Source organism: Streptosporangium sp. NPDC006013, assembly GCF_040614275.1.
In the GTDB taxonomy this organism is placed as follows: domain Bacteria; phylum Actinomycetota; class Actinomycetes; order Streptosporangiales; family Streptosporangiaceae; genus Streptosporangium.
Map to the genome: position 1 here is coordinate 1 of NZ_JBEXUE010000362.1, position 10,449 is coordinate 10,449.

At 71.6% G+C, this 10,449-nt stretch carries 8 protein-coding genes; 2 read left to right on the forward strand and 6 right to left on the reverse strand.

Going from position 1 to position 10,449, the window contains the following annotated elements:
• The 3 genes from ABZ260_RS37460 to thrC form a co-directional block, all read right to left on the reverse strand.
• The coding region (locus ABZ260_RS37460) for a Rho termination factor N-terminal domain-containing protein (RefSeq protein ID WP_355627002.1) at positions 1-742 on the reverse strand (742 nt) is incomplete at its 3' end.
• Between the two features lie 466 nt (positions 743-1,208).
• Positions 1,209-2,186: a homoserine kinase gene (gene thrB / locus ABZ260_RS37465; protein ID WP_355627004.1), complete on the reverse strand. Its 978-nt coding sequence runs from the start codon at positions 2,184-2,186 to the stop codon at positions 1,209-1,211.
• Between the two features lie 272 nt (positions 2,187-2,458).
• Positions 2,459-3,517 carry a threonine synthase gene (gene thrC / locus ABZ260_RS37470; RefSeq protein WP_355627005.1) on the reverse strand — a complete coding sequence of 353 codons (1,059 nt, stop codon included), beginning with the start codon at positions 3,515-3,517 and terminating at the stop codon, positions 2,459-2,461.
• Between the two features lie 237 nt (positions 3,518-3,754).
• Between thrC and ABZ260_RS37475 the strand changes: the two genes are divergently transcribed.
• Positions 3,755-5,314 carry a glycosyltransferase family 2 protein gene (locus ABZ260_RS37475; RefSeq protein ID WP_355627007.1) on the forward strand — a complete coding sequence of 520 codons (1,560 nt, stop codon included), beginning with the start codon at positions 3,755-3,757 and terminating at the stop codon, positions 5,312-5,314.
• A 26-nt stretch (positions 5,315-5,340) separates the two neighbouring features.
• On the opposite strand, the gene ABZ260_RS37480 is transcribed toward ABZ260_RS37475, so the two are convergent.
• Positions 5,341-6,666, reverse strand: coding sequence for an MFS transporter (locus ABZ260_RS37480; RefSeq protein ID WP_355627009.1), 1,326 nt, complete (start codon positions 6,664-6,666; stop codon positions 5,341-5,343).
• A gap of 94 nt (positions 6,667-6,760) precedes the next feature.
• Here ABZ260_RS37480 and ABZ260_RS37485 point away from each other — a divergent pair, with 94 nt between their 5' ends.
• Complete coding sequence (locus ABZ260_RS37485) at positions 6,761-7,558, forward strand: SAM-dependent methyltransferase (RefSeq protein WP_355627011.1); 798 nt, start codon at positions 6,761-6,763, stop codon at positions 7,556-7,558.
• A gap of 65 nt (positions 7,559-7,623) precedes the next feature.
• Here the strand turns inward: ABZ260_RS37485 and ABZ260_RS37490 are convergent, their stop codons facing one another.
• Both ABZ260_RS37490 and ABZ260_RS37495 read right to left on the reverse strand, forming a co-directional pair.
• Positions 7,624-9,393, reverse strand: coding sequence for a glycosyltransferase (locus ABZ260_RS37490; RefSeq protein WP_355627013.1), 1,770 nt, complete (start codon positions 9,391-9,393; stop codon positions 7,624-7,626).
• Positions 9,390-10,277, reverse strand: a complete 888-nt coding sequence (locus ABZ260_RS37495) for a glycosyltransferase (protein WP_355627015.1) — start codon at positions 10,275-10,277, stop codon at positions 9,390-9,392. Before ABZ260_RS37495 ends, ABZ260_RS37490 begins: the two co-directional genes overlap by 4 nt.
• Positions 10,278-10,449: the final 172 nt, after the last annotated feature.

Here is a 10,449-nt window from a genome sequence, read left to right on the forward strand (position 1 = left end):
TTGTAGCATGTTTGCAGCCCAAGACATAAGGGGCATGATGACTTGACGTCATCCCCACCTTCCTCCGAGTTGACCCCGGCAGTCTCCAATGAGTCTGGCCGGCGTCGGCGGCGCGGGAATCGGTGCGCTGTTCGCCGCGCTGTTCGCCGCGCTGGTCGCCACGCTGGTCGCCACGCTCGCGGCGGTCGTTGACGCGCTCGCCGCGCTCACCGCGCTCGCCGCCACGGCCACGACGCTCACCGCGCTCGCGGCGGCTCTCGCCACGCTCGCCGCGGCCCTCGGCCGGGACGGCGTCGATGGTCTGCTGCTCCACGACAGGCTCGGGAGCGACGACGGCGGCCACGGGATCGGGAGCGGGCGGCGCCTGCTCCACAACGGGCTCGGCGGCCACGACGGGGCGGGAACGTTCCCTGCGGGTGCGTGCCGGACGCTCGACGACCGGCTCGGCCGCGACTGCGGGGACGGCTACGGCCGGAGTCTCCTTGGCGGTGACGGGAGCCTGGGCACTCTCGGCGGAGACGCCCTGCTTCTCCTGGATGGCCGCGATGAGCTGGCTCTTGCGCATCCGCCCTGTCCCGCTGATGCCGAGACCGGAGGCCATGGCCTGCAGTTCGGGCAGCACCATGGCGGACAGGCCGGTGCCGGAGCGACGGCGCGGCTTGGCCGCGGGGCGGGTGGGGGTGTCGCCGGACGCCGGCGCCGTGCCGGTGACGTCGGAGAGGAGTTCGGTGGTGTCGCTCACTAATGGGTCCTTCCCAGGGGTCGGGCGTGGCCATGATCAGCCAATCGTCCCGGTGGTGCGATCGACCCGGTGGGACAGACCGGGTCGGGTTGCACGTTGCGATCCTCGACGGCCCATGGAGAGCCGCCGCCACTGTCGGAGAAGGGTTGATCCAGGCCGTCACCATCGAGAATCGCCGACGGTGGGACTTGGAGGACACCCCCCCGGATTGCTACCGGCAACCAGATGTCGAGGTAGATCGAACGCGCATGTCCCCTAAAACGCCGCCTCTTCGTTGCCCCAGCCGAATGTGGAGCATTCGGAGGCGACGGATTCGGGGAGGCCACTGCGGCGATCACGCCTCACGGAGTGAGACATGATGCAGCGATGTGTGGCTGACAAGCACGCACCCAACGCGGGGCACCTGGTGCGGCTATCAGCCTAACATCACCAGCGCACACAGCTATTCCCTGAAGGTCGAGAGATGTCAGCGTGTCTCAGGAGAAACAACACGGGCACCCCGGGTTTCGACATCCAGTGGCCGGATGTGCCAGTCATTACCCACTTCTGCTGCGATCAAATCCTGCGTATTCACGGTCGAAAACGCAAGAACCGTGGGGCCCGCTCCCGAAACGACCGCGGCGACGCCCGCCCCGCGCAGCCGCCGTACCAGGTCGGCGGTGGGCGGCATCGCGGGCGCGCGGTAGTCCTGATGGAGGCGGTCCTCGGTGGCGGCCAGCAGGAGTTCCGGTTCCGGCCTGGCCGTCAACGCCGCGACCAGCAGCGCGGCCCGCCCCGCGTTCGCGGCGGCGTCGGCGTGCGGCACCGCCTTGGGCAGCAGCCCCCGGGCGACCTCGGTGGACAACCGGTACCCGGGGATGAGGACCACGGGCCTGACATCGGAGTGCGGGATCAGCCGCACCAGGTGCGGCGCGCCCGTTCCGTCCGTCCACGCGACGGTGAGCCCGCCCGCCAGGCACGGCGCCACGTTGTCGGGATGGCCCTCGATCTCGGTGGCCAGCGCGAAGACCTCGTCGTCGGTGAACTCGGGCCGCGCCCCCGGCCGGTGAGCGGGGGCGGAGCCGTCCTGATACGGGGTGGTGGCCAGCGCGCGGGCGGCGATGATCCCGGCGCAGATCGCGGCGGAGGACGACCCGAGGCCACGGGCGTGCGGGATGCGATTGAGACAGCGCAACCTGATCCCGAGCGGCTGCCCGAGCCCCATCCGGTCGAAGGTCGTGCGCATCGTGGTGACGATGAGGTGCCCCTCACCCCCGTCAAGCTCGCCGGCGCCCTCTCCCTCGACCTCGATGACGGCGCTCCGGGAGCCGGAGCCCCCCGAGGGCTCGAACAGCTCGACCTCGACCTCGTCGTGGAGGCCGAGTGCCAGACCCAGCGTGTCGAATCCCGGGCCGAGGTTCGCCGAGGTCGCGGGGACCTGGACGGTCACCTTGCCGCTGATCATAGATCTCCCGGGGCACGGCTCGATGGCGTGGCCATGGCGGACAAGTGGCTTCTCCTATCTGCCCGGTTCTGCGGGATTTCCAGGTGCGATACCGGGGCGGTCGCGGCGTGCCGGGTTCACTGGGCCCCGCCCCTTGGATCTTCCGCCCATCGTGGCCGGGCGGTGCCTCGCTGCGTTGCCGCCGGTCACCGCGGAACGCCACGGCTCCCTCCGCCGTCCCGCGGGGCACCGCCCGACCGGCCCTCGCCACGACAGGATCCGTGGCACAGGGCCTAGGCGAGTTCGAGGGCGACGGCCGCGGCGTGCGCGTCGATCGGGACCGTCACCGGGGCGGGGGCGCCCGAGATGGCCCAGTCGGGGTCCTTGAGGCCGTTTCCGGTCACCGTGCACACGACGCGCTGCCCCGGCTCGACCAGGCCCTGGCTGTGGGCCTGGAGGAGGCCCGCCACGCTGGCGGCGGAGGCGAGCTCGACGAAGACGCCCTCCTCCTGGGCGAGCAGCTTGTACGCGGCGGCGATCTGGCGGTCGGTGACGGCCTGGATGACGCCGCCGGACTCGTCGCGGGCGGCCTCGGCGAGCCGCCACGAGGCGGGGTTGCCGATGCGGATCGCGGTGGCGATCGTGTGCGGGTGGGTCACCGGCGCACCGTTGACGATCGGCGCGGAACCGCTGGCCTGGAAACCGAACATGCGGGGCGTCCTCGTCGCGATGCCGTCGCCCGCGTACTCGGTGTAACCCATCCAGTACGCCGAGATGTTGCCCGCGTTGCCGACCGGGATGCAGTGGATGTCGGGAGCGTCCCCGAGCGTGTCGACGATCTCGAAGGCGGCGGTCTTCTGGCCCTGGAGCCGGAACGGGTTCACCGAGTTGACCAGCGCGATCGGGTAGTTCTCGGAGAGCTTCCTGGTCATCTCCAGGCAGTCGTCGAAGGATCCCTCGACCTGAAGCAGCCGGGCCCCGTGGACCAGCGCCTGGGCCAGCTTGCCCATCGCGATCTTGCCCCGGGGCACCAGCACGGCGCAGGTCAGGCCCGCGCGGACCGCGTAGGCGGCGGCGGAGGCGCTGGTGTTGCCGGTGGAGGCGCAGATGACCGCCTTCGCGCCGTCCTCGACGGCCTTGCTGATGGCCATGGTCATGCCACGGTCCTTGAAACTTCCCGTCGGGTTGAGGCCCTCGACCTTCAGGTAGACCTCGCAGCCGGTCAGCGCCGACACCCGGTTCGCCGGGACGAGCGGGGTGCCGCCCTCCAGGAGCGTGACGACGGGCGTCGCCGTGGTCACCGGAAGTCGGTCACGGTACTCCTCGATGAGGCCACGCCACGCCCTGGTCATGATTGCTCCTCCCGCGCGCGGCCAATCCGTGCGCGTGCTACCTGCGGTGTTGGAAAAAGAGTCTACGGGCAACCTGTTAAGTCTTGGGATGCGCTGTCCACCGAATGGACACCCGGGGCGTCCTGCCTACAGGAAACCCTAAGAATGGGCCGGTAGGGTCTGCGGAGCTTGACAGGCCTTGACAAGCGATGGGCCGAGCACTTGACGGGCTACGAACCAGACAAGGGGTGCCACATCATGACGGGCGGCGCGGCGGCGGACCTGCCACCGATCCGGCACAACGACTACTCCCCCCTGGACCCGCCCGCGCTCGGCGCGTGGGATCCGGAACTCTCGGTCAGTGTGATCATCCCGGCCCGCGGCGGACAGCACAGGCTCGATCTGACCCTCGCCTCCCTGGCGGCGCAGACCTACCCGGATCACCTCATGGAGGTGATCGTGGTCGACGACGGCAGCGAGCCCGCGCTACGGCTGCCGGAGATCGTCCCGCTGGGCACCAGGCTCGTGACCACCGACCCCTCGGGCTGGGGCATCGCCCACGCGGTGAACACCGGCGCCGCCCTCGCCGACGGGCGGATCATCCAGCGCCTCGACGCCGACATGGTCATCTGCCGCGAGCACATCGAGGCGCTGGCCCGATGGCACCATCTGGCCGGTTACCTGGTCACGATCGGCGCGAAGAAGTTCGTCGAGGAGCCGTCGCTGACGGCGGCCCAGGTGCACGACGGTGTGCGGGCGGGCCGGCTGGAGTCCGTCTTCGACCTGGCGGACGCCCTGCCCAGCTCCACCGAGCAGACGATCTCCCGCACCAACGGCCTGCGGGCCAGCCGCAACCCCTACCACGTGTGCACGGGGCCGACGGTCTCCATGCGGCGCGAGATCTTCCGCGCCGTGGGCGGGGTGGACGCGGAGGTGTTGCGGGGCGAGGACACCGAGTTCGCCTACCGGCTGGCCGCGCACGGCGTGGTCTTCATCCCCGACATGAAGGCCCAGGCCGTGCACCTGGGACTCCCCGCCCAGCGCCGCAACCGGCAGCGGGCGGTACAGGTCGTCGCCCCCTACCTGGCCCACCGGGTGCCGCTCCGCCGCGACCTGCGCAAGGACCGTGGCCGCCACTGGCTGGTCCCGTACGTGGAGGTGGTGCTCGGTGCCGAGGGGCCGGGGGAACAGGTGCGCGAGGCGGTGAGCGCGGCACTCGACGGGTCGCTCGGCGACGTGGTCGTCACCCTGGTCGCCCCCTGGTCGAAGCTGTCCGCGGACCGCCGGCCGGTGCTGGACGACCCTCAGTTCGACCTGCGGCTGCTGCGTGAGCACTTCGCCCACGACGAGCGGGTGCGATTCGCCGACGAGGTCTCCGAAACCCCCGCCCCGATCCCGTTCCGCTATACCGCTCCGACCTCGGTCCCGCTGGGGCGTGACTCGCTGGAACGGATGATCGCCGCGGTGCAGGGCGACCGTTCCGGCATGCTCGTCGTCGATCTCGGCGCCGACGGCGAGGCGAGGCTGGAGCGGACCGAGGCGCTGGGCCGGGCGAGGCTGCTCGGCGCGGACGACGTCGCCGCCGTCGCCGCCTCGGTCAGGGCCACCCACGGTGTGCGGCGCGGGGCACGGCCGGAGTTCTGGCCCGCCGAGACGGCGCCCCCCGCCCCGTCCGCGCCCCGGCCCCAGGCTCCGGCCCCCGAGCGGAAGAGCGCGCCGCAGGCGGTGAGACAGGGCGCCGGGCAGGTCCGGCGGCACCAGGCCCGGGGCGGGTGGAGCACACTCCTCGGCAGGCTCCGCACCTCCCTCAGGAACTGAGCCGTACCGTCGCCGGTCGGGGCGGATCAGACCGGGACGCCCACGCTCTCGCGGCTTTCCGGCAGGGGCGTGACCCGGCGCCGTACGGCCAGCCCGAAGGCGACGACGAGCAGGCCGAGCGTGCCCGACACCACGAACGGCGCGGCCGGGCGCCAGGCGTCGTAGAGGAGACCGCCCAGGGCCGAGACGGTGAGGATGCCCAGGGCGCCGCAGAGGGTCTGCACCCCGTAGGCGGAGCCGCGCACCCCGGCGGGTGCCTGCTGGGCCAGCAGCGGTCCCGCGGTGGTTATCCCGGCGATCTCCCCCAGCCCGATGAACACGGCCACCAGCATCATCCCGGAGCCGAGCGGGTCGCTGATCAGCAACGTCGACAGATAGGACAGCGCCGCGACGGTCTGGGCGAGGATGACCACGTCCTGGCGCCGCATGCGATCGCCCAGCCAGCCGAACAGCGGGGCGGCGAGCACGGCCACGGTCTGCGCGACGCCGACCACGGCTCCGGCCCTGGCCAGGGCCTCCGCCCCGGACATGCCGCGCTCGCTCGTGGCGTGGTCGACGACCCACAGGGACAGGAAGCCGGCGACCACCGCGAGGTCGGCGCGGGCGACGAACGCCGCCGCGTACGACAGTGCCACGCCGGGGTCGCGGGCGAGCGTGACACCCTCCCTGACCAGGCGGGGCAGCGGGAGGCGCTCGGGGGCACCGGGGACCCCCTCCTTCGACAGGGTGAACCACATCAGCGCGGCGACCACGAGAACGGCCGCGGCGATGATCAGGAAGGAGGCTCGGGCGGCGCCGGCCGGGGCCATCCCCCCGTCCTCGAGGATCTTGGGCAGGCGGATCAGGCCGAGCACCGCGAGCATCGCGCCCAGCCCGCTGAACAGGCCGATCAGGCCGTACGACTTTCCTCTGGAGCCGTTGCGGACGTAGTCGATCGCCACCGTGGACAGCATCGCGCTGAGGGCGGCCACGCCGAGGGCGAAGATCACCCGCAGCACCACCAGGACCGTCGCGTTCGCGGCGAAGGGGAAGAGCGCGGTGCCCAGCGCGCACAGCACGAACCCGGCCACCACGATGGGCCGGCGACCGTGCCGGTCGGCCATTGCCCCGTACCAGGCCAGGCTGGCGATCATCGCGATCTCGGCGGCCACGCCCAGGAGGCCGACGACCTTGCCCTGGTCCGCCTTGCCCACTCCGAGGACGGCGCCCAGGATGTAGGGCTGCGCGGCGGGCAGGAAAGAGATGATCATAGTCGAGGCGAACGCCATGGACAGGCAGGCCCACATGTTGCCGCGGCCGATGCCGTCGGCGAGCTGGAGACCAAGGACGCGGCGCGGGGGGGTGACGGCCATGGCGCGATCCTGCCAGTTCCGGTAGACCTTCTCCAATGGTCCGAATGACCATGATCCATACAATTCAAGAAATATCCCCATAAGGGAGCAGGGTGTGACCGACCAGATACCCAAGGGTGTTCAAACCCACATTCCTAACGTCGCACGTATGTACGACTACTATTTAGGGGGTAAAGACCACTTTCCCGCAGACCGGGAGGCTGCGGAGAAGGTTCTGGAGGTCATCCCCGAGGTCCGGCACAGCGCCCGTTCCAACCGCGCTTTCCTCGGCAGGACCGTCGGTTTCCTCGCCGGATCGGGCATCCGCCAGTTTCTCGACATCGGTGCCGGCCTGCCCACCCAGAACAATGTGCACCAGGTCGCGCCCGGCGCGCGGGTCGTCTATGTCGACAACGATCCGACGGTTCTGGTTCACGGCCGGGCGATTCTCGGCAAGAACGAGAATGTGACCATAGTCGAGGGCGACGTACGCCGGCCGGAGGAGATTCTGGAACACCCGGACGTGCGCGCGGCCATCGACTTCGACCAGCCGGTGGGGATACTCCTGCTGGCGATCATGCATTTCGTTCCCGACCAGGAGGACCCCCTCGGCATCATCGCCACCCTGCGCCGGGCCATGGCCCCCGGCAGCCACCTCGTCCTGTCCCACGTCGCGATCGACGCGCGCCCGGAAGCGGCGGAGGGGGTCACCCAGGTCTACGACGGGGCCTCCTCACCCTTCGTCGCCCGTACCGGCAAAGAGATCATCCGTCTGTTCGAGGGTTTCGACGTGGTCGAGCCCGGCATCGTCAACCTGCCCGAATGGCGCCCGGAACCCGGCACCACCGTGCCGTACCGGGACATCGGCTCCTACTTCCTGGGCGGCGTCGGCACCGTCGGGAACGAACGCTGACCGGCGCCGCGCGGGCGGGCGTCCGCGTGGGAGAGACCGGCGCGGCAAAAACCGGTGCGGGAAGGTCAGCGGCGGCGGGTGATGGCCCGTTTGACCGAGGAGAGCAGCCCGTACTGGACGACCTTCCTGGCGGCGGCCAGCTCCTTGCGCAGGGTGCCGACCTCGCGCCGCAGCTCGACCGCGCTTTTTCGCCAGCGGCCCGCCTCCTCACGCCATTTGGTCACCTGACCGCGGAGCCGCTCGTTCTCCCTGGTGAGACGGGCCACCTGAGCCTCGGCCTCGATCCTGGCCCGGTGGGCACCCCGGCGGCCGACGATGGGGCGGGCCTCGGACGCGAACCCGTAGGTCTCACCGTCCACCCAGACCACGCCGAAGGTGTCCTCCACGGCGTCGTCGAGGTCCTCTCCCTCCTCCAGCACGAACGCGGCACGCCCGAACGCGGCGGCGCGCTCCAGCCGCGCCGCGGCGATCATCCGCTTCGAGCCCGCTCCGGGCCCGCCGGCCGCACCGCCGTCACCGTCCTGTCCCCCCTCGGCCAGCAGCACCGAGACCAGGCCGTAGCCGTCGTTCCCGGCCAGGTCGAGCAGGCGGGCCAGGGTGTCGTCACCGGGCACCCACCCGGCGGGCAGCCTGAGCCGGTAGGGGGCGGCGGTGCCACCGGTGCGGGGCTGCCGGGAGGCCTCGGACGGGGCGGAGACGACGGCGGAGGCGACGGCGGAGACGACGGAGGCCTCGTCGACGAAGCGGACCCTGGCCTCGTGGGCGTAGTGGCCGCGGATCAGCACCAGGTCCAGGTCCGGATCCTTCAGCGGAGCGCGCCCCTCCGTGCCGATGCGGTCCCACGGGCCGGTGAGGGTGACCGCGACGTCGGGCAGGGTACCCGCGAGGACTGCGTCGACCGTGGCGCGGACCTCGTCGTAGGAGTATCCGGGACCTTCCCGCCCCGTCCTCCCTCCGGGCTCGACGACCACCTCCAGGTACGGCACCTTCCACTGCCTGCTCGGATGGGAGCGGAGCCAGCGGTAGGAGGGGATCCGGTCGGCCACGAACGCGTGGCTGACCCGGTCGATCGGGGCCTTGCCGCGCATGCGCATGGTCGGGCCCAGATGGAAGGCGCGCGACAGCGGCTCGGGGACGAAGACGGCACCCGCCTGGGCGAGCCGGTAGCCCATCTCGGTGTCCTGGCCGAGGATCAGGTCGGTGTCCATCGGCCCGGCGGCGGCGAGCAGCGCGGCGTTGACCGAGGTCGCGCCGCCGACGTGCAGGCTGAACGCGCGGTGCGGGTTGGCGGTGAGGCCGTCGGTGCGCTCGACGAGGTCGACCAGCCAGGCATGCGGCTCGGCGGGCTCGAAGAGCTTGGCCAGGTCGTCGGCGGCGGCCACCACCTCGGGAGCGGGCAACCGGGCCGGAGTGAAGCGCAGGTAACCGGTGACCGCCAGGTACGGGGCGGCATGGTGCCAGCGCATGTGCGCCTCGACCGACCTGCGGTCGAGAACCACGTCGGAGTCAAGCCAGTGGATCACGTCACCGGTGGCGGCCGACAGCCCGGCGTTGCGGGCGTGGGCCCGGCCGGGGATCGGGCAGCCGATCAGGCTGGTGCCCTCCGGGCGGAGTTCGGGCAGGCGCAGCGGCGGGCTGCTGCCGTTGTCGACCACGATGACCTCGGTCAGCGCGACCGGGTAGGTCTGCACGGCCAGCCCGGCGAGCGCCAGGTCGAGTTTCTCCTGGTCACCGTAGGCGGGAATGACGACGCTCACCCGGAGCGAGGGCGTCCAGGCCCCCAGGGCGGGCGGCGTGAGACTCCGGTAGTCGTTACCGGCTATCCGTGCTGTCATCGCGCTTCCAGGATCAGACTCGGGCGGAAACCGCGCCACTGGTTCGACGCGACGCGCAGGAAGTGGGCCAGGGAGAGCCGCCAGGTGTGCTCGGCACCGACCGAACGCCGCAGCACGTAGCCCAGGCCGTGGGTGCGGTAGATGCGCGCCCCCGCGGCGTGCGCGGCCTTCAGCAGCCCGGCGTCGACGCCCCGGGGCAGCGGGGGGAAGCCGCCCGCGTCCCTGAAGGTGTCGGCAGGGAGCAGGATCGTGCCCCCGGCGACGTGCTCGGACCAGACCTCGCTGGTGTAGTCGGTACGACGGACCGTGGCGTTCAGCGGCTCCAGGTAGAAGAACTCGGCCGCGGTGCCGACGATGTCCGCCCCGGAGTAGGCACGGGCGAGCAGCAGGTCGGCCAGATGCTCGGGGCCGTACCAGTCATCGTCGTCCCACTTGGCCAGATAGTCGCCCTCCGCCCTGGAGGCGGCCAGGTTGAGCACCTCCCCGAAGGGGGTCCCCCCTTCGGCCTCGACCACCGTGACGGGCAGGGCGCACCCGCGCAGCGCCCGCCTGACCTCCTCGTGCGCGGCGGGGACGCCGTGCAGGCCGAGCAGGACCTCGACCTGTACCCGGCGCTGCCCGGCGATCTGGCCGAGCGCGGCGCCCAGCAGGTGCGGCCGCATGCTGGACATCACGACGCTGACCGTGGGCGGCGTCTCCGCCCGGCCTGCCCCCGTCCGGTCGCGGAGCCCGTGGCGGCGTAGTCGCACGCTGTGCTCCTCCCTGCGCAGGGCGGTCACCGACCGGAGACCTGAACCGTCGTCCTCCTCGGGCGCCCAGGCCGCGAGCAGGCGGGCCAGTTCGGGATCCACCCAGTCCGGCGAGACGGCGGCGTGCAGCGGCACCCCGGCCGCGGCCAGACCGGTGACCGCGCCGACCGGAACCTCGGAGGCGGGCCATCGGACGACCAGTCCCCGCAGCGGGCGCAGGCGCCATGTTCTCGGTGCCGTACCTGGCGAGGATCTCGGCGTAGCCGCCCTTCTTGATCAGCGCCTCGGTGGCCTGCTGCAACTTGGC